The organism is Thiococcus pfennigii (assembly GCF_016583835.1).
Lineage (GTDB): Bacteria > Pseudomonadota > Gammaproteobacteria > Chromatiales > Chromatiaceae > Thiococcus > Thiococcus pfennigii.
In genome coordinates this window covers 36,848-57,085 of sequence record NZ_NRRW01000002.1, presented here as the reverse complement: position 1 = coordinate 57,085, position 20,238 = coordinate 36,848, and the positions used below count along the sequence as shown (strand labels likewise).

Sequence of the window (20,238 nt, the reverse complement as noted above, 5' to 3'; positions counted from 1 at the left end):
CGGTTGCGGGTTCAGGGCCCTCGGGCGATGCGAGGCACCCGTGCAGGGCATGGGGGCGGTGTCGTCTTGGGCCGCCCCGGCGGCCTCGGGAGGCCGCGCGGCGGCGATCGCGAGCTCGCAGCGCGTGCCGTGGGATCGGCGATCCTTCGAGGCCTCCGTCGGCGGGTCAGTCCGCCGGGCGCGGGCCGAAGATGGCGGTGCCGATCCGCACGAGCGTGGCGCCCTCGGCGACCGCTGCCTCGAGGTCGTCGGACATGCCCATCGAGAGGACCTCGAGCGGTCGGGCCGGCGTCGCCAGCGCATCGCGCAGCGCCCGCAGGGCGCGGAACGGGACGCGCTGTTCCGCCAGCGTCTCGCTCGGGGCCGGCAGCGTCATCAGGCCGCGCACCGCGAGGCGCGGCAGCTCGGCGCAGGCGGTCACGAATTCTGCCACCGCCTCCGGCGGCAGGCCAGCCTTGCTCGCCTCGCCGCTGAGGTCGACCTGGATGCAGACCTGCAGCGGCGGGTATCCGAGCGGCCGCTGGGCGTCGAGGCGCCGCGCGTGGCGCAGGTCGCAGAGGCCGTGGACCCAGGCGAAGCGCTCGGCGATGGCGCGGGTCTTGTTGCCCTGGATGCGGCCGATGAAGTGCCACTCCAGGTCGAGGTCGGCGAGCGCGGCCTGCTTGTCGAGGGCCTCCTGCAGGTAGCTCTCGCCGAACAGGCGCTGACCGGCGGCATGGGCGGCGCGGATCCGCTCCGGGCCCTGGCGCTTGCTGACGGCGAGCAGCGCGACGCTGCCGGCGGGGCGGGCGTGGCGTCGCTCGGCGGTGGCGATCTCGGTGCGGACGCGGTGCAGGCGGGCGGCGACCTCGGCGGTGCCGCCGTCCCGGGGTACATCGCTCGGGCCGGGTGCGCTCACACGCCCTGACCGCCGAGCGCGGCGACGAGCCGGCGCAGGGCCTGGCTGCGGTGGCTGAGGGCGTTCTTGACCGCCGGGTCCAGCTCGGCGGCGCTCGCCCTGTGGGTCGGGACGAAGAAGACCGGGTCGTAGCCGAAGCCGCGCTCGCCGCGCGGCGCCTCGAGGATGCGCCCCTCCCAGGTCCCCTGGCAGATGAGCGGGGTCGGGTCTTCGGCGTGGCGCAGGTAGACCATCAGGCACTGGAAGCGCGCGGTGCGGGTTGCCTCGGGTATCCCGGCGAGGGCCTCGAGGAGCTTGGCGACATTGGCCGCATCGCTCGCCCCGGGGCCGGCATAGCGGGCCGAGCGGATCCCCGGGGCGCCGGCCAGGGCGTCGACCTCGAGGCCCGAGTCGTCGGCGATCGCCGGGCGACCACTGAGGCGGGCGGCCTGGCGGGCCTTGAGCAGGGCGTTCTCGACGAAGGTGAGGCCCGTCTCCTCGGCGTCCGGGACCGCGAAGTCGCGCTGCGAGCGCACGGTGAGGCCGGTCCCGGCGAGCAGCGCCTCGATCTCGCGGATCTTGCCGGCGTTCGAGCTGGCCAGCACGACGACCTGGTCGCGCTCGTCCCGGCTCATGCGCGCGCCCCCGCGTCGGCGTCGCGCCCCGGTAGCGGCGCGGCGAGGGCCGTGCGCTGGGCGGCCAGGATCTCCTCGATCCCGGCGGCCGCCAGATCGAGCAGCGCGTCGAACTCGGCCCGCGAGAAGCTGCCGCGCTCGGCGGTGCCCTGGACCTCGATGAAGCGTCCGCCCCCGTCCATGACGACGTTCATGTCGGTCTCGGCGGCTGCGTCCTCGGCATAGTCGAGGTCGAGCACCGGCGCGCCGCGGTAGACGCCGACCGAGACGGCGGCGATCTGTTGCACGAGCGGCGAGCGGGCGAGGGCGCCGCTCGCGAGCAGGGTCGCGATCGCGTCATGGGTCGCGACCCAGGCCCCGGTGATGGCCGCCGTGCGGGTGCCGCCATCGGCCTGGAGGACGTCGCAGTCGAGCGTGATGGTCCGCTCGCCGAGCCCCTCGAGGTCGAGGGCGGCGCGCAGCGACCGGCCGATGAGCCGCTGGATCTCCAGCGTGCGTCCGCCCTGGCGGCCGCGCGCCGCCTCGCGCTGGGTGCGTTCGGTGGTGGCCCGCGGCAGCAGGCCGTATTCGGCGGTCAACCAGCCCTGGCCGCGGCCCTTGAGGAACGGTGGCACCTGGGGCGCGACGCTCGCGGTGCAGAGGACGCGCGTCGCGCCGAACTCGACGAGGACCGAGCCCTCGGCATGGCAGGTGAAGCCGCGCGTGAAGCGCAGTGGACGGAGCTGGTCGGGGCGGCGTTGTGACGGGCGCATGCCGGGGTGGGGTCTCCTGGTGTTCGGGTGTCGCTCGGTTGGGCCTTCCGCCGAGCGGGGCGGCCGGTCGTGCCTGGCCCGCTGGGCGTTGCGCGTCTGTCGCGGTCTCCTATGTTCCGGTCAGGTGGACGCGGCGTCAATTCGCCCGCCGGCGGTGGGGTCGCGGCGGGCCGCGTCCGCCGCGGCTGGCAGGTCGACGAACCGCCGCAGGGCCGCGAGGAGTTGGGCGGCGTCCTGGGGGCGCTCGGCCGGGTCCATCGTCATCGACCAGTCGATGGCCTCGAGCAGGAACAGCGGGTAGCGGTCACGGTAGAGGCGTTTGATCGGTTTGAGGCGATCCTGCGGTTGACGTTCGACCGCCGCCGGTGGCGGGCGGCCCTCGATGCAGGCGCGGAGGCTGGCCCCGACTGCGTAGACGTCGCTCCAGGGGCCGAGGTGGCCGCCGCGATAGTATTGCTCGGTCGGCGAGAAGCCGGCCGAGACGATCTGCCCGCCCGGATTCGTGCCCCGATCGAAGTGGTGCACGGCACCCAGATCGAGCAGCAGCGGCTCGTGGCCGTGGCGCAGGTGGATGTTGCTCGGTTTGACGTCGAGGTGGAGCAGGCCGTGGGCGTGGATCAGGGCCAGGGCGTCGAGGATCGGCAGGAAGACCTCCAGGAGGAAGGTCGGGCTGAGCCCGCCGTGGCGTTCGCGGACATAGGCCCAGAGGTTGCGGCCGCGTTGGTAGCGGGTCACCAGGTAGCCCGTGTCGTTGGCGAGGAAGAAGTCGCGCACGGCCAGGATGTTCGGGTGATGCAGCGAGGCCATCGCCTTGACCTCCTGGAAGAAGAGGCGGCGGCCGCGCCAGAGGGCCTCGGCGGCCTCGGGCCGCACCGGGGCGATGCGCCCGCGAGCGTCGCGCACGGCGACCCGCTTGGGCATGTATTCCTTCAGGACGACCTCGTCGCCGTTCTCCTCGTCGGTGCCGAGGTAGATCAGGCTGAAGCCGCCGGTGCCGATCCGCTTGACGATCCGATAGCCGGCGAGGAGCGTTCCGGGGGCGAGGTCTTCGCGGGCGGTTGCCATCTTGTGCTGGTCCTCAACATCGGCGGGCCATCGCCATTCACCCTGCTATCATAGCGGCCTATCGACGGGGCCGTCGTCGCTCGACGGGCCCGCGCCGCGTGTTGCGAGGAATCCTAAACGATATGATCAAGAGCATGACGGCCTTCTCCCGGGAGGTCGGCACGGGCGAGGCGGGCGAGCTGGTCTGGGAGGTCCGCTCGGTCAATCACCGCTTCCTCGAGCCCAGCATCCGCCTCCCGGAGGACCTGCGGCGCCTCGAGCCGGCCGTGCGCGAACGGCTCGGCGTGCGCCTGCAGCGCGGCAAGGTCGACTGTCAGCTGCGCTATGTCGCCCGTCCGGGGGCGCTCGGCAGCCTGCGCGTCAACCACCACCTGCTCGCGCAATTGGTCGCTGCCGCCGACGAAGTGGCCCAAGCCGTCGGGACGCCGGCGACGCCGCACGCCTACGATCTGTTGCGTTGGCCGGGCGTCCTCGAAGAGTCGCAGCAGGATCTCGACGCCGTGATGACCGAGGCACTGGCGCTTCTGGAGTCGACCCTCGACGGCCTGGTTGCGGCCCGCGAGCGCGAAGGGGCGCGCCTGGGCGAGCTGCTCCGCGAGCGCTGCGACCACCTCGACGAGCAGGTCGCCCTGGTGCGCCGCCGCCTGCCGGAGGTCCTCGCCCAGGCCCGCCAGCGGCTCCTCGACCGCCTCGCCGAGGTGCGCGCCGAACTCGATCCGAGCCGCCTGGAGCAGGAGATGGCGCTGCTCGCGCAGCGCCTCGACGTCGCCGAGGAGATGGACCGCCTCGCCGCCCATGTCGCCGAGGTCCGTGACGTGCTCGGCCGTCGCGGGCCACTCGGACGGCGCCTGGATTTTCTGATGCAGGAACTCAACCGCGAGGCCAACACGTTGGGCTCCAAGTCGGCCGATGTCGAGACGACCCGCGCCGCGGTGGAGATGAAGGTCCTGATCGAGCAGATGCGCGAGCAGGTCCAGAACCTGGAGTAGCCCGAATGAGCGAGCGCCGATCCCCGACCGCCGCCCCGCCGGCGTCCGCCCCCGAGGCGCCGCGCGGCGTCCTCTTCATCGTCTCGGCACCCTCGGGGGCCGGCAAGACCAGCCTGGTGAAGGCCCTGCTCGCGCGCGATCCGGCCCTGCACCTGGCCGTCTCCTGCACGACCCGCTCGCCGCGCCCCGGCGAGGTCGACGGCGTGCACTACCATTTTCTCGACGAGGCGGAGTTCCGGTGCCGCATCGCCGCCGGGGCCTTCGTCGAACACGCGGAGGTGTTCGGTAACCGCTATGGGACGACCGCGGCCGCCGTGCACGAGGTCCTGGATCGCGGTCACGACCTGCTGCTGGAGATCGACTGGCAGGGTGCCCGCCAGGTGCGCGCCCGCTGGCCCGAGGCGGTCGGCATCTTCATCCTGCCGCCGTCGCTGGCGGTCCTGGAGGAGCGGCTGCGCGGGCGTGGTCAGGATGGGGATGCAGTGATCGCCGGGCGCATGGCCCGCGCCTGCGACGAGCTCTCCCACTACGGTGAATACGACTACCTGGTCGTCAACGACGCCTTCGACGAGGCCCTCGCGACGCTGGCCGCGATCGCCGTCGCCGAGCGCCACCGCCGCGTCGTCCAGGAGGCGCGCCTCGCAGGGCTGCTCGCCGAGTTGGCCCCGGCGCCGCCACCCCGGTGACCGGGCGGCTTCCCTTGCGCCCGTCGTGTAACGCCCTGAAATCTGGTAACGTAAACCCAACTAGACCGAGATCCCCATTCGGGCGCCGCGCTCCGCCCTCGCGGATGACGGCGCCCTTGACCCTGTTCACGGAGTTCCAACCATGGCACGCATCACCGTCGAGGACTGTCTCGCTCACGTCGACAACCGCTTCGATCTCGTCCTGCTCGCGACCAAGCGGGCCCGCCAACTCGCCAACCGCGTCGACCCGCTGATCCCGGCGCAGAACGACAAGCCCACCGTCGTCGCCCTGCGCGAGATCGCCGCCGGCCTGATCGGCCCCGAGACCCTGGCGAAGGCCGATCAGCAGGTCGATGACACCACCCGCGCGTTGGAGGAGGCCCTGGCCCGGCAGTTCGCCGCCGACCTGCAGGCCGCCGAGCAGGGCTGAGCGCGTCGCCCGGCATCCCCGAGCCGCGCGCGGGCCGCACCATGGTCGCCGCCCTCCCTTCGAGCGATTCGGCTGCCGCCGGAGCCGAGACCGCCGACCTGCCGGTCGGCGAGCTCTGTACGGCCCTCGAGGCCTATCTGAGCGCGGAGCAGATCGACGACGTCTACGCCGCCTACCGATTCGGTGCCACCGCCCACGAGGGCCAGCGACGCAAGTCCGGCGAGCCCTATATCCACCATCCGGTCGCCGTGGCGCAGATCCTCGCCGGGATGCGGATGGACCACAAGTGCCTGATGGCCGCGGTGCTCCACGACGTCATCGAGGACACGCCAACCGCCAAGGAACAACTGGCGGAGCGCTTCGACCAGGAGATCGCCGACCTCGTCGATGGCGTGAGCAAGCTCACGCAGATGGACTTCAAGTCCCGCGTCGATGCCCAGGCGGCGAGCTTCCGCAAGATGATGCTGGCGATGACCCGCGACATCCGGGTCATCCTGATCAAGCTCGCCGATCGGCTGCACAACATGCGCACGATCGGCGCGATGTCCGCCGAGGCGCGGCGGCGGATCTCGCGCGAGACCCTCGAGATCTACGCCCCGATCGCCAATCGGCTCGGCATCAGCTGGCTGCGCATCGAGCTCGAGGAGCTGGCCTTCGCGAACTACTGGCCGTGGCGCCACCGGGTCATCACCCGCGCGCTGCAGCTCGCCCGCGGCGATTGTCGCGCCGTGATCGGTCGGGTCGAGGCGGCGATCCGCGAGCGGCTCGCGCAGGAGGGCGTCGCCGCCGAGACGGCCGGGCGCCAGAAGCACGCCTACGGCGTGTTCCGCAAGATGCGCGAGCGCAAGCGGCGCTTCTGCGAGGTCGTCGACGTCTACGCCTTTCGCATCGTCGTCGATCGGGTCGACACCTGCTACCGCGTCCTCGGCCTGGTCCACAACCTCTACAAACCGCTGCCGGGGCGCTTCAAGGACCATATCGCGATCCCCAAGTCCAATGGCTATCAGTCGCTGCACACGGTCCTCGCCGGCCCCCAGGGGGTGCCGATCGAGATCCAGATCCGCACCCTCGACATGCAGCGCAACGCCGAATCCGGGATCGCCGCCCACTGGATGTACAAGAGCGAGCCGGGCGAGGCGAGCCCCCGGGGGCTGACCGCGGATTGGTTGCGGAATCTGCTGGAGATGCCGCGCGGGGCCGGCGATTCCGAGGAGTTCCTCAATCAGGTCAAGATCGATCTCTTCCCCGACGAGGTCTACGTCTTCACGCCCAAGGGCGAGATCTTGGCGCTGCCCAAGGGGGCGACCGTCGTGGACTTCGCCTATGCGATCCACTCCGACGTCGGCAACACCTGCGTGGCGGCGCGCATCGAGCGGCGGCTCGCCGCGCTGAGCACCGCCCTGCGCAGCGGGCAGACCGTCGAGGTCATCACGGCGCCCGGCGCCAAGCCCCACCCGACCTGGCTGCGCTTCGTCGTGACGGGCAAGGCGCGGGCCAACATCCGGGGCTATCTGAAGAACCTCCAGCGCCATGATGCCGAGGCGCTCGGTCGGCGCCTGCTCGAGGCCGAACTGGCCAGTTTCGATCGCGATCTCGACCGGCTCGCACCGACGGTCCTGGTGGCCTATCTGGCCGAGGCCAAGCTCGCCGATGCCACCGAGCTGTTCAGCGAGATCGCGCTGGGCAACCGGTTGGCGCCGCTCGTGGCCCGGCGCCTGGTGGCGGCCAGCGAGGGTCAGGAGTTGCGCCTGGGCACCCGGCACCGCTTGGCGATCAAGGGCACGGAGGGCATGCCGCTAACCTATGCCCGCTGCTGTCGGCCGATCCCGGGCGATGCGGTCGCCGGGCTGTTCAACCCCGGGCGCGGGATCGTCGTGCACCGCCGCGAGTGCCGCAACCTCGGCGACTTCGAGCGCCAGGGCGATCGCTGGATCGAGCTGGAGTGGGACGACAGCGTCGAGATGGACTTCGCGACCGAGGTCAGCATCGACATGGCCAATCGCCCGGGCAGTCTGGCGAGCGTCGCCGCGGCGATCGCCGAGATGGGCTCGAACATCGAGAACATCCAATCGCGCGAACGCGACGGGCGTACGACGACGCTCGAGCTCCTGATCAATGTACGCGGGCGCCAGCACCTGGCGCGGACCCTGCGGCGGTTGCGGGCCATCGCCGCCGTGACCCGCATCGGCCGCGTGAACCGTTCGGCGCTGCGTCGCGTCTGAGCACCGGCCGCGCGCCGGTCCCCTCTCCCGTGAGAATGTGCGAAGATCGCGCGCCACGCGGCCGCGTCGCTGCGGATGCGGCTCGCGTGACACGCGATCATCCAACGATAAGGCAGAGGGGGTTTCAATGCGCAAGCAGTTGCTCATCGCGGCAGGGGGGGCCTTGGTGCTCGGTACGGGGTCGCCGGCCAGCGCCTACGACCTGCCGCCGTCGGTCAATCTCGGCTTCACGAGCTTCCTCGACGGCGCGCCACCGGCCGGCCCGGGCTGGTACGTCCAGCAGTATGTCCAGTTCTATCGCGACGGTCGTCTCAAGGATGCCGGTGGCGGTGACCTGCGGTTGCCGACGCCGGGCGGGCCGGAGAAGGCGACGGTCGAGACCACGGTCGGGGTGACCCAGCTCGTCTACCAGTCCGATCAGCCGTTGCTCTGGGGCGGCAAGTGGGGCATGAACCTGATGCTGCCGCTCGTCGATATCGATCTGGACCCGAGCGACAATCTGGCCCTGTCGAAGAACAGCGGTGGGGTCGGCGACCTGCTGGTCGGTCCCTATCTCCAATGGGACCCGATCATGGGCCCGAACGGTCCGCGGTTCGTCCAGCGCGTCGAGTTCCAGCTGCTCTTCCCGACCGGCAAGTACGATGCCGACGATGCCTTGAACCCGGGCAGCAACTTCTTCTCGTTCAATCCCTACTGGGCGGCGACCGCCTTTCTGACGCCCAAGTGGACCCTGTCGTGGCGGCTGCACTACCTCTGGAACGCCAAGAACGACGACCCCTATCGCCCGCTGGGCGTCGACGAGGTCCAGGCCGGCCAGGCCGTGCACCTGAACCTCACCACCGCCTACGAGGTGGTCCCGCAGCGGCTGCGCCTCGGCCTCAACGGCTATTACCTCAAGCAGATCACCGACACCGAGTACGACGGCCGCGACGTCGCCGACAGCAGGGAGCAGGTCCTCGGGTTCGGTCCGGGGCTGGTCTTCCACGTCTCGCGGCACGACCACATCTTCGCCAACCTGTACTGGGAGTCGCACGCTGAGAACCGCCCCGAGGGCACGCGCTTGAACCTGCGCTACGTGCACCACTTCCACTGACGGGGGCGGCGAAGGTCGCCCGCGCGCGGGCGACGAGGGCGCCGCGTCAGTCGGCGAGTTCGAGGATCCCGTCCATCTCGATGGCGGCACCCCGCGGCAGCGCGGCGACGCCGATCGCCGCGCGGGCCGGGTAGGGCTCCTGGAAATATTCGCCCATGACCTGGTTGACGCGGGCGAAGTGGCCGAGGTCGGTCAGGAAGACGTTGAGCTTGACCAGGTCGGCCAGTCCCCCGCCGGCGGCCTCGGCGACGGCCTGGAGGTTGTCGAAGACCCGCCGGGTCTGGACCTCGATTTCGCCGGCGACGAGTTCCATCGTCTGGGGATCGAGCGGGATCTGCCCGGAGAGGTAGACGGTGCGCCCGACCCGCACCGCCTGCGAATAGGGGCCGATGGCCGCCGGGGCCCGATCGGTACGGATGATCTGTCGCGTCATCGCGGCGTGCTCCTTCAACGGGTGAGGGTCGAGGACCCGGGTCAGCACCAGTTTCGCTATACTCGCCCGTCATCAACTACGGAAGCAACTGGCATGTCGGTCTTGTTCGAATCGCGTCTCGCCCATCTCGAGCTGGTCCAGCGCGGCAAGGTCCGCGACATCTATCGGGTCGACGACGCCCACCTGCTGATCGTCGCGAGCGACCGCCTTTCGGCCTTCGACGTCGTGCTGCCGCAGCCGATCCCGGGCAAGGGCGAGGTCCTGACCCGCGTCTCGAACTTCTGGCTCGCACGCACCCGCGACCTGGTGCCCAATCATCTCGCCGACCTGCGCCTCGAGGACGTGGTCACGGACCCGGACGAGCGCGCCGCCCTCGGCGATCGGGCGGTCATCGTGCGGCGGATGCGGCCCCTGCCGGTCGAGGCGATCGTGCGCGGTTATCTGATCGGCTCGGGTTGGAAGGACTATCGGCGCAGCGGGGCCGTCTGCGGCATCCGCCTGCCCGAGGGGCTGCGCCTGGCCGACAAGCTGCCGCGGGCGATCTACACCCCGTCGACGAAGGCGGCGCCGGGCGCCCACGACGAGAACATCGACTTCGAGCGCACCGTCGCGCTGCTCGGCGCCGATCTCGCCGAGCAGGTCCGCGACCTGAGCCTGCGCCTCTATCGCGACTGTGCCGATTACGCGCGGGAGCGAGGCATCCTGATCGCCGACACCAAGTTCGAGTTCGGCGTCGACGAGGCCGGGCGGCTGCACCTGATCGACGAGGTCTTGACGCCGGACTCCTCGCGCTTCTGGCCGGCGGACCAGTACCAGCCCGGCATGAGTCCGCCGAGCTTCGACAAGCAGTTCGTCCGCGACTACCTGGAGACGCTCGACTGGGACAAGACCCCGCCAGCCCCGCCACTGCCCGCCGACATCATCGAACGCACCGCCGCCAAGTACCGCGAGGCCGAGGAGCGGCTCACCGGACGCCGCCGGCCGTCCTGAGGTCCGCCTCGCCGGCGTGCTCCGGCTGGCGCGACGCCCCCTCCCTCGGGGCGCGGTTGAGCGACCGCAGGCGCGTCTTGAAGGCCCGGTGCGGCACGGGGCGACTGAACAGGTGTCCCTGGAAGCGGCGGCAACCGAGTTCGAGCAGCCGTTCGCGCTGGTCGGGCCGCTCGACGCCCTCGGCGACGACGGTCAGCCCCAGTGCTCGCCCCATCGCGATGATGGCCCGCGCGACCGCCGCGGCGTTGGCGTCGGCGAGGAGCCTGCGCACGAAGCGCGCGTCGATCTTCACCTGCTCGAGCGGCAGCTGTTGCAGCCGCAGCAGCGACCCTTGACCCATGCCGAAGTCATCGAGCGCCAAGCCGATCCCGTGCCACCGCAGGGCCTGAAGCTTGGCCACGATCGTGTCGATGTCGTCGGTGAACAGGTGCTCGGGGAGCTCCAGGCGCAGGCGGCGCGGGTCGGCACCGCTTGCCTCGAGGATCGAGAGGAGTTCGGGCACGAAATCGGTCTGCTGGAGCTGCTGAAGGCTCACGTTGACCGCCAGCGTCAAGGGGGCTAGGTCCGGGTCGGCGGACCAGGCGGCGAGACGGGCGCAGGCCTCCTGCATGACCCAGCGTCCAACCGCGGCGATCGCCCCGGCCTCGATGGCCTGCGGGATCAGCTCGGCGGCGCTGACCGTGCCCCGCCCGGGCTGTCGCCAACGCAACAGCGCCTCGGCTCCGACGACCTGGCCCCGGCAATCGAGTTGGGGCTGGTAGAGCAGGTGGAGCTCGCCGCGACCGATCGCCTGGCCGAGATCCTGGGCCTGGCGAAGCCGCGTGCTGTGCTCCTTTTGCAGCGCCGGGTCGAAGAAGCGCAAGGCGTTGCGCCCGGCGGCCTTGGCCTGATACATGGCCACGTCGGCCCGCTTGAGCAGTTCGTCGACCGACCACTGGTGGTCGAAGAAGAGGGTCGCGCCGATGCTCGGCGTGCTGTCGTAGGGGCCGGTGCCGAGGTCGTAGGGGGCGCCGAGCGCGGCGCGGATCTTCTCGCCCATGATCGCGACCTGGGCGGCGGCCTGCTGTGGTAGTCCGCTCAGCTGGGTCAGCATGACGACGAACTCGTCCCCGCCGAGCCGCGCGACCGTGTCGCTGTGGCGCACGCAGCCGCGCAGCCGCCCGGCGACCTGCTGGAGCAGGAGGTCGCCGGTCTGGTGGCCGCGGGTGTCGTTGAGCGCCTTGAAGTTGTCGAGATCGATGAACAGCAGTGCCCCATGCTGGCTGGTGCGTCCGCTGGTGGCCATCGCTTGGTGGAGGCGGTCGATCAGCAGGCGACGGTTGGGCAGGCTGGTCAGCGGGTCGTAGAAGGCGAGTTGGCGGATCTCCTCCTCGGCCGCCTTGCGCTCCGTGATGTCCATCAGCGTGCCATAGGCGGCGGTGATCTCGCCGTGCGATCCGCGGCGTAGCCGTGCATAGACCTCGAGCCAGCGCTCGCCGCTACGCGTGAGACAGCGCATTTGGTAGCGGCTGTGGTCGGACTCGCCGCGGATCAATGGCTTGAAAGGCAGCAGGCCGAGCCGGCGATCGTCCGGGTGGGCGAAATCGAGCGCACGGCGGCCGAGGGCGTCCGCTACCGGGAACCCGGTCACCCGTTCCCAGGCCGGATTGAGAAAGGTCCAGCGCCCGTCGGCATCGGTCTGGAAGACGATCTCCTGGATGTCGTCGATCGCCTCGCGGCAGCGCGCCTCGGTCGCGAGGCGCTCGGCCTCCAGACGACGGCGCCCGAGGACGCCGACCAGGAGTTCGGCGAAGGCCTGGAGGCCTCGCTGGGCGTCGTCGGACCAGTCGCGGGCCGTGCGCATCGATTCGAAGCCGACGAAGCCCGACAGGCGGCCCTGGTCGAGCAGCGGCGCGGCGATCAGCGACTGGACCCCGCGTGCGAGGAGGGCGTCGCGCTCGTCCGCCCGGTCTTCGGGCAACCGCGCGACGCTGGGGATGTGGGTCGCGTGCGGCTCGGCGAGCCGCCGCGCCCAGAAAGGGCAGTCCGCGGGCGACAGGGGTTGGCCAGCCCCGAACGGCGCGGCGGCCCCGGCCACCGTCCAGACTTGGCCCGGAGAGAGCCGTTCGCCCTCGATCACGAGCTGATAGCCGCAGTCGGCGCCCCAAAGGACGGCGAGACGCTCTAAGGATGCGCAGACCGCCCGGTCCAGCGCCGTGCTCGGGGTCCGTAGCAACTCGACCGACAGGGCGGCGAGTTCGCGGTCGAGGGCCACCCGCTGGACTTGGGCCTGCTCGACCAGGATCTGCGGGGTGATATCGCGGGCCAGGATCAGGACCGATGCGGCCTCCTCGCGATGGTCACTGACCGGCAGGATTCGCGCCTGAAGCAGGCGCCGCTCCGGCGCGAGATCGAGCCGGCAGGTCCGCAGATGGGGCGAAGGGTCATCGAAGACCTTGGTCACCTCGGCCATCAATGGGGTGACCATCGCCGGCGGCAGGCCGATGGCGTCGATGTCTTGCCCGACCACCTCGTCGGCCCGCGGCAGCCAGCGGAATGCAGCGGGCTGGGAGAAGAGCCGGACGACCCGCCGCCGATCCACGACGACAGCCAGCTCGTCGAGACTCGTCAGCAGGGTCGTGAGATAGACGTCCGCGGTGGCGTGGGTCTGGGGAGGGCGACGTCGCCGGCGGAGGGCATGGGCGCTGCGCAGGACCCAGGCCATCGCGACGAGGAGTGCCCCGGCCAGCGGGGTGGCCAGAACGGTCGGATCGCTCGCCAGCAGCGGCCCACTCGGATAGGCCATGGCCAGCGTGGGCGCCAGCGCCAGCCAGGCACCGAGCAGCGCCAGTCGCCGTCGCGGGATCCGGTATGTATCGCGGCGGCGGCCCGGCGTCCGATGGTCCTGCTGCATCGTGGACAATGCGCGTGACATCTGGTCGTTTCCTCGTGCAGTAGTCGTCTCGGGCAGGACAGGCTGGGCGGCCGTCAGGTGCCGTTACGCTCTTTGTTAAGCATTTTTCGCGCCGTTTTATAAATTATTGTTTATTTTTGTTATTTCTCGATCTGCTTGGTCTTGGCCGGTCGGTCGCCGGTCGGGCTTTGACGCGCTGCGTCACCCCGCACGGGGCGCGGCGGGTGTGGTGCGTCGGGCGTGGAGGCGTGCGCCGCCAAGGATGCGTCGCACGAGGGTCGCTCGATGGCCCATGCGAGGCACGGGTCGGGCGGAAGGGCATCTTTGCGCGGTGCGGGCGGCTGGGGTGCCTCCACTACCGCTCGCTCAATCGTATTCGGTGTCCTTCCAGCGGCGCAGGGCCGTGAAGACCTCGATGCGAGGGGGCGGGGAGGCGTCCAGGGGCTGACCGGCGAAGCGTTCGGCCGCCGCGCGGACGGCCGGTTCGCCGGTGCGCAGGAAGGGATTCGTCGCGAGTTCCAGCGCGAGGGTGGCCGGCACCGTCGGCTCGCCGGCCGCCCGACGGCGCTCGGCGTCGGCCTGACGGGCCGCGCGGGCGGGGTTGTCCGGCTCGACCCAGGCGGCGAAGCCGAGGTTGGCGAGCGTGTACTCGTGGGCGCAATAGCAGAGGGTCGTCGGCGGCAGGGCCGCGAGCCGCGCGAGCGAGGCGGCGAGCTGCGCGCAGGTCCCATCGAAGACGCGCCCGCAGCCGGCGGTGAACAGGGTGTCGCCGCAGAACAGCGCGTCGTCGTCCGGCGTCGGACCCAGATAGGCGATGTGGCTCGCCGTGTGGCCGGGGACCTCGAACACCCTGAACCCCGCCGCGAGTCCCGGGACGGCGACCTCGTCGCCCTCGCCGACGACCCGGGTCAGGCCCTTCAGGCGCCGATCGCGCGGTCCGCAGACGAGGGCGTCGGGATAGGCGGCGACCAGCTCGGCGATGCCGGCGGTGTGATCCGGGTGGTGGTGGGTGATCAGGATCGCCGTGAGTTCCAGCCCCCGTGCGGCCAGGACGGCCAGGACCGGCTCGGCCTCGCCCGGGTCGACGCAGGCCGCCTGCCGGCGGTCGTCCGCCTGGAGCAGCCAGATGTAGTTGTCGTCGAGCGCCGGGATCGGCGTGATCGCCAGGCGCGGCCGACTCGGCTCGCTCATCGCCGCCTCGGTGCGCTCATCCGGTGCGCCGCTCGTCGGTCCGTGCGGGCGCCTCGCCCGCCTGCCGGGCGGCGGTCACGGCCGCGATGACCCCATTCTTGTCGAGTCCGCAAAGCGCCCGTTGCTCGCCCTGGCTCGCGTGCTCGATGTAGCGGTCCGGCAGGCCGAGGTGCAGCAGGGGCACGGAGAGGCCGTGCGCCGCGAGGAGTTCGCCGATCGCCGAGCCGGCCCCGCCGGCCACGGCATTCTCCTCGAGCGTTACCAGCAGCGCATGGGTCGAGGCCATCTCCAGGATCAGTCGCTCGTCGAGCGGCTTGGCGAAGCGCATGTTGACGACGGTGGCATCGAGCGCCTCGCCCGCCTCCTGGGCCACGGCCACCAGGGTCCCGAAGGCCAGCAGCGCGACCCCGCCCTGGCCGCGGCGACGCACCTCGGCCTCGCCGAGCGGCACGGGCGCGGCCAGCGGATCGACGGCGACGCCGGGCCCGGTGCCGCGCGGATAGCGGACCATCGCCGGGCCCGGGTGCGCGTAGGCGGTCTCCAGCAGGCGCCGGCACTCGTTCTCGTCGGCCGGGGTCATGATCGCGAGATTCGGGATCGGCCGGGCGAAGCTCAGGTCGAAGCTGCCGGCGTGGGTCGGTCCGTCCTCGCCGACGAGCCCGGCGCGATCGACGGCGAAGGTCACGTCCAGGTCCTGGAGGCAGACGTCATGGATCAACTGGTCGTAGGCCCGTTGCAGGAAGGTCGAATAGATCGCGACGACGGGCTTCAGGCCCTCGCAGGCCATCCCGGCGGCGAGCGTCACGGCGTGCTGTTCGGCGATGCCGACGTCGAAGAAGCGCTCGGGGAAGCGCTTCGCGAACTGGGTCATCCCCGAGCCCTCGCACATCGCCGGGGTGATCGCGAGCAGGCGCTCGTCGCGCGCCCCGGCCTCGCAGAGCCAGTCGCCGAAGATGCTGGTGTAGGTCGGGCCGCCGTTGGACCGGCGCGGGCGGCCGGTCTGGCGATCGAACGGCGCCACGCCGTGGTAGGTGATCGGCTGCCCCTCGGCCGGTTCGTAGCCCTTGCCCTTCTGCGTGATGACGTGCAGCAGCCGCGGGCCGGGCATCGTGCGCATGTTGCGCAGGGTACCGATCAGCCCATCGACGTCGTGGCCGTCGAGGGGGCCGATGTAGTTGAAGCCGAGCTCCTCGAACAGGGTGCTCGGCATCACCATGCCCTTGACGTGTTCCTCCCAGCGTCCGACCAGTTGGCGCAGGTGCGGCAGGCTGCGCAGGGCCGATTTACTGCCCTCGCGCATGCTCGTGTAGATCTTGCCCGACAGCAGACGGGCCAGGTGGTTGCTGATGGCCCCGACCGGCGGGGAGATCGACATCTCGTTGTCGTTGAGGATCACCATCAGGTCGACGTCCTGGGCGCCGGCGTGGTTCAACGCCTCGAAGGCCAGGCCGGCGCCGAGGGCCCCATCGCCGATGACGGCGACGACCTGGCGGCGCTCGCCCTTGCGCGCCGCTGCGACGGCCATGCCCATCGCGGCGCTGATCGAGGTACTCGAGTGACCGACGCCGAGGGTGTCGTAGGGGCTCTCGCTGCGCTTGGGGAAGCCGGAGATGCCGTCCTTCTGGCGCAGCGTCAGCATCCGCTGGCGCCGACCGGTGAGGATCTTGTGCGGGTAGGCCTGGTGGCCGACGTCCCAGACGATGCGGTCCTCCGGCGTGTTGAAGACGTAGTGGAGCGCGATCGTCAGCTCGACGACGCCCAGCCCGGCGGCGAAGTGCCCGCCGGTGCGCGAGACGCAATCGATCAGGTACGCGCGCAACTCGTGGGCGAGGATCGGCAGGTCTTCCTCGGGCAGGAGCCGCAGATCGGCCGGCAGATCGATGGCGCTGAGCAGCGGGAAGCGATGGGCGGCCAGCGGTGAGTCGGTAATCGGTTGATCAGACATGCGAGACGTCGTGGTGGTCGGGCGAGGATGGTCGGGTAGTGTAGCCCAAGCGGACCTGTCGATGGCCATGAGAAATCGAAATCGTCGCCGGGGGTGTTCGCGCGCGCTCAGGGGCCGCCGGGCAGCGCCGGTAGCGGGTTGAGGCTCGCCAGCGACTGGGCCTCGGCCAGCAGCATGTCGTGGAACGCGCGCGCCGATGGCGAGAGCCGCTTGCCGTGCCGGTAGACGACGTACCAGTGACGCAGCAGCGGGAAGCCCTCCACGTCGAGGACGACGAGCCGGCCGGTCTCGATCTCGAGCTCGATCGTATGCAGCGAGACGATGCTCAGGCCGAGCCCGGAGCGCACCGCCTGCTTGATCGCCTCGTTGCGGGTGATCTGCATGCCCTGGCGCACGGCGAGGCCATGTTCGGCGAAGTGCCGTTCGATGGCCTGGCGGGTACCCGAGCCGGGCTCGCGCATCAGGAAGACCTCGTCGGTCAGGGCCTCCAGCGGGATCCGGCTCGCCCGCGAGAGCGGGTGGCCGGGCGGGGCGATGATCACGAGCGGGTTCTCGAGGAAGACCTCGGCCTCCAGGTCCACCCCCTCCGGCGGTTGGCCCATCAGGACCAGGTCCACGCCGTTCGCCTCCAGGAGGCGCACGAGCTGTTCGCGGTTGGCGATGTCGAGCCGCAGGTCGATGCCGGGGAAGCGCTGGTGGAAGCGCGCCAGCATCCGCGGGGCGAAGTAGTTGACCGTGCTCGCTACCGCGATCGAGAGCCGACCTCGCTCGACGCCCTTGAGGGCCGCGACGACCTCCTCGAGATCGAGCAGCGTCGCGCTGATCGAACGGCTGCACTGATAGACCTCGCGGCCCATCTCGGTGAGGCTGATGCTCTTGCCGAGCCGCTCGAAGAGCGGCAGGCCGATCTCGTCCTCGAGCTGGCGGACCTGCATCGAGACCGCCGGTTGGCTCAGATGGAGCTCCTCGGCCGCGCGCGTGTAGCTCAGTCGGCGGGCGACCGCCTCGAAGACCTGCAATTGCCGAAACGACAGATTCAACGCCCTGCTACTCTTCCGTCCGCTGCGGTGCCGCGGCCGCGGCGCGCGATCCCGGCGTCGCCTTGGCCCCGTGTCGCGCGTCTACTCTAGTGGTGGCATATAAGTTGTGGTTTATATATCGAATCAAAAATCCTGACTGTGAATTATAGTATTGCCGCCTATAATTCCGCCAGGCCCTACCGCACGATCGCTCGGGGCGGGCCGAACACTGGATCTCCCCGCGGCGGACCGCCGAGGTCCTCCGCGCGATACGAAAGGCCGACCGCGATCGGCCCGAGCCCATCACCGTCAGGAAACAGAGGACATTCGCCAATGGCCAAGACCTACAACGCGGGCGTGAAAGAATACCGCGAAACCTATTGGATGCCCGACTACACGCCGAAGGACACGGACATCCTCGCCTGCTTCAAGATCACGCCGCAGCCGGGCGTGCCGCGCGAGGAGGCCGCCGCGGCCGTCGCCGCGGAGTCCTCGACCGGCACCTGGACGACGGTCTGGACCGACCTGCTGACCGACCTCGACCACTACAAGGGGCGCGCCTACGCGATCGAGGACGTGCCCGGCGACGATGAGCGCTTCTACGCCTTCATCGCCTACCCGATCGACCTCTTCGAGGAGGGCTCGGTCGTCAACGTCTTCACGTCGCTGGTCGGCAACGTCTTCGGCTTCAAGGCGGTGCGCGCGCTGCGTCTGGAGGACGTGCGCTTCCCGATCGCCTACGTCATGACCTGCAACGGCCCGCCGCACGGCATCCAGGTCGAGCGCGACGTCATGAACAAGTACGGCCGGCCGCTCTTGGGCTGCACGATCAAGCCCAAGCTGGGCCTGTCAGCCAAGAACTATGGCCGCGCCGTCTACGAGTGCCTGCGCGGCGGTCTGGACTTCACGAAGGACGACGAGAACGTCAACTCGCAGCCCTTCATGCGTTGGCGCCAGCGCTTCGACTTCGTCATGGACGCGATCGACAAGGCCGAGCGCGAGACCGGCGAGCGCAAGGGGCACTACCTCAACGTCACGGCCCCGACCCCGGAGGAGATGTACAAGCGTGCCGAGTACGCCAAGGAGATCGGTGCCCCGATCATCATGCACGACTACATCACCGGCGGCTGGTGTGCCAACACGGGTCTCGCCCAGTGGTGCCGCGACAACGGCGTGCTGCTGCACATCCACCGTGCGATGCACGCGGTCATCGACCGCCACCCGCACCACGGCATCCACTTCCGCGTCCTGACCAAGCTGCTGCGCCTCTCCGGTGGTGACCACCTGCACACGGGCACCGTCGTCGGCAAGCTCGAGGGCGACCGCCAGGCGACGCTCGGCTGGATCGACCTCCTGCGCGAGTCCTACATCAAGGAGGACCGCTCGCGCGGCATCTTCTTCGATCAGGACTGGGGCTCGATGCCCGGCGTCTTCGCCGTCGCCTCCGGCGGCATCCACGTCTGGCACATGCCGGCCCTGGTGACCATCTTCGGCGACGACGCCGTCCTGCAGTTCGGGGGCGGCACCCTCGGCCATCCGTGGGGCAACGCCGCCGGCGCCGCGGCCAACCGCGTCGCGCTGGAGGCCTGCGTCGAGGCCCGCAACCGCGGCGTGGCGATCGAGAAGGAAGGCAAGGAGGTCCTCACCGCCGCCGCCAACAGCAGCCCCGAGCTCAAGGCCGCGATGGAGACCTGGAAGGAGATCAAGTTCGAGTTCGACACCGTCGACAAGCTCGACGTGGCGCATAAGTAAGTTCTGCTTGAACCACAGAGACGCAGAGGGCGCAGAGATCCGCACGGAGATCGCCTCTCTAGCGTCTCGGAGGTTCGACGCGAGACACTGAATTCTAAATGGCCAACCGCTGACGCAAGGACCGAGCAGAGATCTTGAATCGATAAGCTCCGCGTCCTCTGCGCCTCTGCGGTCAAGAATTGAGAGAGCTAGAAAATGAGCGCAATGCAGGATTACAGGTCGAGTCTCGAAGACGTCAATAGCCGCAAGTTCGAGACCTTTTCCTATCTGCCCGCGATGACCCCGGAGCAGATCCGCCAGCAGGTCGAATACATCGTCGGCAAGGGCTGGAACCCGGCCATCGAGCACACCGAGCCGGAGAACGCCTTCGACCACTATTGGTACATGTGGAAGCTGCCGATGTTCGGCGAGACCGACGTCGAGGCCATCCTCGCCGAGGCCGAGGCCTGCCATAAGGCGCACCCGAATAACCATGTGCGCCTGATCGGCTATGACAACTACGCCCAGTCCCAGGGCGCGGCCATGGTCGTCTATCGCGGCAAGCCCGTCTGAGCCGAGTCCGGGCCGTGCCCGGACCCGCAAGACCCCGTCCCGCCCGAGCAGCGGGACGGGGTCTTTTTTTTCGGGGGGGAGGCGTGCAGGGGCACCTCGGTGCCCCGGGATGCCCTCAGCGATCCTCTGTCTTTTCGGCGCGGGGCAGGGTCTCCCGGCGCACCGCGGTGAGGTCCTCGTCGGTGAGGCCGACGCGGCGGCCGATTGCGGCCCCCTGGGCCGGGGGCCGGGCAGGCCGCGATCGGATGGGTTCGGGAACCGCCTCGAAGGCAGGGAAGCGGTGACCCGAGTCAGTGGCTCCCTAGTGCGAGACTGCGCAATTCCCGAGAACGCACGCTGCGGCCTGCCACCCTCGCGTGGTAGGAGCCCGGATTCGTCAGGGTGACATGAAAGAGCGGCCTCGGTACTTCTGAAGCGAGACACTAGTCGGATTCTTCGACGACGTAACCGACGCTAGCGCCGAACGGCCCCGCGACGCCCCTGACGATGGCGGCCCCCGATACCATGTGCCGCCCGGCGCGTTGCATGTTCCCATACCCGGACGATGTTAGGGCCGATGCCAGCAAGATGGCCAGATGCAGTCTGGTCGCTCGACTCCTGGGGACCTTGAGTCGAGCGCCTTGGGCTGCTCATGGTGGGTTCGCCTGAGTCTGGCGACGCAACCGCGCGGCCTGGCAGGCCCGAGACCGAGCCGGCGCAGGCCGGGTGGAGGAG

At 70.1% G+C, this 20,238-nt stretch carries 17 protein-coding genes; 8 read left to right on the top strand and 9 right to left on the bottom strand.

Annotation, left to right across the window (positions count from 1 at the left end):
- Positions 1–166: 166 nt before the first annotated feature.
- The 4 genes from CKO41_RS01050 to CKO41_RS01035 form a co-directional block, all read right to left on the bottom strand.
- A complete protein-coding gene (locus CKO41_RS01050) occupies positions 167–898 on the bottom strand; it encodes a YggS family pyridoxal phosphate-dependent enzyme (protein WP_200380992.1) in 732 nt (243 codons plus the stop codon).
- Complete coding sequence (gene rdgB / locus CKO41_RS01045; protein WP_200250308.1) at positions 895–1,512, bottom strand: RdgB/HAM1 family non-canonical purine NTP pyrophosphatase; 618 nt, start codon at positions 1,510–1,512, stop codon at positions 895–897. The genes CKO41_RS01050 and rdgB overlap by 4 nt, the downstream gene beginning before the upstream one ends.
- A complete protein-coding gene (rph, locus tag CKO41_RS01040) occupies positions 1,509–2,264 on the bottom strand; it encodes a ribonuclease PH (protein ID WP_200250306.1) in 756 nt (251 codons plus the stop codon). Before rph ends, rdgB begins: the two co-directional genes overlap by 4 nt.
- Before the next feature lie 120 nt (positions 2,265–2,384).
- Complete coding sequence (locus tag CKO41_RS01035) at positions 2,385–3,329, bottom strand: serine/threonine-protein kinase (protein WP_200380991.1); 945 nt, start codon at positions 3,327–3,329, stop codon at positions 2,385–2,387.
- Between the two features lie 122 nt (positions 3,330–3,451).
- Here CKO41_RS01035 and CKO41_RS01030 point away from each other — a divergent pair, with 122 nt between their 5' ends.
- From CKO41_RS01030 to CKO41_RS01010, 5 genes are all read left to right on the top strand, one after another.
- A complete protein-coding gene (locus CKO41_RS01030; RefSeq protein ID WP_200250302.1) occupies positions 3,452–4,318 on the top strand; it encodes a YicC/YloC family endoribonuclease in 867 nt (288 codons plus the stop codon).
- Between the two features lie 5 nt (positions 4,319–4,323).
- Positions 4,324–5,004: a guanylate kinase gene (gene gmk, locus CKO41_RS01025; RefSeq protein WP_200250301.1), complete on the top strand. Its 681-nt coding sequence runs from the start codon at positions 4,324–4,326 to the stop codon at positions 5,002–5,004.
- Positions 5,005–5,146: 142 nt separating this feature from the next.
- Entirely contained in the window at positions 5,147–5,434 is a 288-nt protein-coding gene (gene rpoZ, locus CKO41_RS01020) for a DNA-directed RNA polymerase subunit omega (RefSeq protein ID WP_200250298.1), read from the top strand.
- Between the two features lie 41 nt (positions 5,435–5,475).
- The gene (locus CKO41_RS01015) at positions 5,476–7,656 is read left to right on the top strand and encodes a RelA/SpoT family protein (RefSeq protein ID WP_200250295.1); all 2,181 of its coding nucleotides are present in this window, start codon (positions 5,476–5,478) and stop codon (positions 7,654–7,656) included.
- A 127-nt stretch (positions 7,657–7,783) separates the two neighbouring features.
- The gene (locus tag CKO41_RS01010; protein WP_200250293.1) at positions 7,784–8,749 is read left to right on the top strand and encodes a SphA family protein; all 966 of its coding nucleotides are present in this window, start codon (positions 7,784–7,786) and stop codon (positions 8,747–8,749) included.
- A gap of 46 nt (positions 8,750–8,795) precedes the next feature.
- On the opposite strand, the gene ridA is transcribed toward CKO41_RS01010, so the two are convergent.
- Positions 8,796–9,182, bottom strand: coding sequence for a deaminase RidA (ridA, locus tag CKO41_RS01005; RefSeq protein WP_200250290.1), 387 nt, complete (start codon positions 9,180–9,182; stop codon positions 8,796–8,798).
- 93 nt (positions 9,183–9,275) lie between these two features.
- Between ridA and CKO41_RS01000 the strand changes: the two genes are divergently transcribed.
- The gene (locus CKO41_RS01000; protein ID WP_200250288.1) at positions 9,276–10,172 is read left to right on the top strand and encodes a phosphoribosylaminoimidazolesuccinocarboxamide synthase; all 897 of its coding nucleotides are present in this window, start codon (positions 9,276–9,278) and stop codon (positions 10,170–10,172) included.
- Here the strand turns inward: CKO41_RS01000 and CKO41_RS00995 are convergent.
- The 4 genes from CKO41_RS00995 to CKO41_RS00980 form a co-directional block, all read right to left on the bottom strand.
- Positions 10,147–13,086, bottom strand: a complete 2,940-nt coding sequence (locus CKO41_RS00995; protein WP_200250286.1) for a putative bifunctional diguanylate cyclase/phosphodiesterase — start codon at positions 13,084–13,086, stop codon at positions 10,147–10,149. The genes CKO41_RS01000 and CKO41_RS00995 overlap by 26 nt on opposite strands.
- A gap of 345 nt (positions 13,087–13,431) precedes the next feature.
- Entirely contained in the window at positions 13,432–14,256 is an 825-nt protein-coding gene (gene gloB, locus CKO41_RS00990; RefSeq protein ID WP_200380990.1) for a hydroxyacylglutathione hydrolase, read from the bottom strand.
- Between the two features lie 16 nt (positions 14,257–14,272).
- Positions 14,273–16,201 carry a 1-deoxy-D-xylulose-5-phosphate synthase gene (gene dxs / locus CKO41_RS00985; protein WP_200250282.1) on the bottom strand — a complete coding sequence of 643 codons (1,929 nt, stop codon included), beginning with the start codon at positions 16,199–16,201 and terminating at the stop codon, positions 14,273–14,275.
- A 107-nt stretch (positions 16,202–16,308) separates the two neighbouring features.
- Positions 16,309–17,241, bottom strand: a complete 933-nt coding sequence (locus CKO41_RS00980; RefSeq protein WP_200250279.1) for a LysR family transcriptional regulator — start codon at positions 17,239–17,241, stop codon at positions 16,309–16,311.
- 312 nt (positions 17,242–17,553) lie between these two features.
- On the opposite strand from CKO41_RS00980, the gene CKO41_RS00975 reads away from it, so the two are divergent.
- Both CKO41_RS00975 and CKO41_RS00970 read left to right on the top strand, forming a co-directional pair.
- Entirely contained in the window at positions 17,554–18,972 is a 1,419-nt protein-coding gene (locus CKO41_RS00975; RefSeq protein ID WP_200250276.1) for a form I ribulose bisphosphate carboxylase large subunit, read from the top strand.
- A 195-nt stretch (positions 18,973–19,167) separates the two neighbouring features.
- A complete protein-coding gene (locus CKO41_RS00970) occupies positions 19,168–19,524 on the top strand; it encodes a ribulose bisphosphate carboxylase small subunit (protein ID WP_200250273.1) in 357 nt (118 codons plus the stop codon).
- The last annotated feature ends 714 nt before the right edge of the window (positions 19,525–20,238 follow it).

Bases quoted from the DNA above. Each gene is read 5' to 3' on its own strand.
- ridA (WP_200250290.1), bottom strand. From the start codon at position 9,182: ATGACGCGACAGATCATCCGTACCGATCGGGCCCCGGCGGCCATCGGC.
- dxs (WP_200250282.1), bottom strand. From the start codon at position 16,201: ATGTCTGATCAACCGATTACCGACTCACCGCTGGCCGCCCATCGCTTC.
- rpoZ (WP_200250298.1), top strand. From the start codon at position 5,147: ATGGCACGCATCACCGTCGAGGACTGTCTCGCTCACGTCGACAACCGC.
- CKO41_RS01030 (WP_200250302.1), top strand. From the start codon at position 3,452: ATGATCAAGAGCATGACGGCCTTCTCCCGGGAGGTCGGCACGGGCGAG.
- gloB (WP_200380990.1), bottom strand. From the start codon at position 14,256: ATGAGCGAGCCGAGTCGGCCGCGCCTGGCGATCACGCCGATCCCGGCG.
- CKO41_RS00975 (WP_200250276.1), top strand. From the start codon at position 17,554: ATGGCCAAGACCTACAACGCGGGCGTGAAAGAATACCGCGAAACCTAT.
- CKO41_RS00970 (WP_200250273.1), top strand. From the start codon at position 19,168: ATGAGCGCAATGCAGGATTACAGGTCGAGTCTCGAAGACGTCAATAGC.
- CKO41_RS00995 (WP_200250286.1), bottom strand. From the start codon at position 13,086: ATGTCACGCGCATTGTCCACGATGCAGCAGGACCATCGGACGCCGGGC.
- CKO41_RS01000 (WP_200250288.1), top strand. From the start codon at position 9,276: ATGTCGGTCTTGTTCGAATCGCGTCTCGCCCATCTCGAGCTGGTCCAG.
- CKO41_RS01010 (WP_200250293.1), top strand. From the start codon at position 7,784: ATGCGCAAGCAGTTGCTCATCGCGGCAGGGGGGGCCTTGGTGCTCGGT.
- gmk (WP_200250301.1), top strand. From the start codon at position 4,324: ATGAGCGAGCGCCGATCCCCGACCGCCGCCCCGCCGGCGTCCGCCCCC.
- rph (WP_200250306.1), bottom strand. From the start codon at position 2,264: ATGCGCCCGTCACAACGCCGCCCCGACCAGCTCCGTCCACTGCGCTTC.
- CKO41_RS01015 (WP_200250295.1), top strand. From the start codon at position 5,476: ATGGTCGCCGCCCTCCCTTCGAGCGATTCGGCTGCCGCCGGAGCCGAG.
- rdgB (WP_200250308.1), bottom strand. From the start codon at position 1,512: ATGAGCCGGGACGAGCGCGACCAGGTCGTCGTGCTGGCCAGCTCGAAC.
- CKO41_RS01035 (WP_200380991.1), bottom strand. From the start codon at position 3,329: ATGGCAACCGCCCGCGAAGACCTCGCCCCCGGAACGCTCCTCGCCGGC.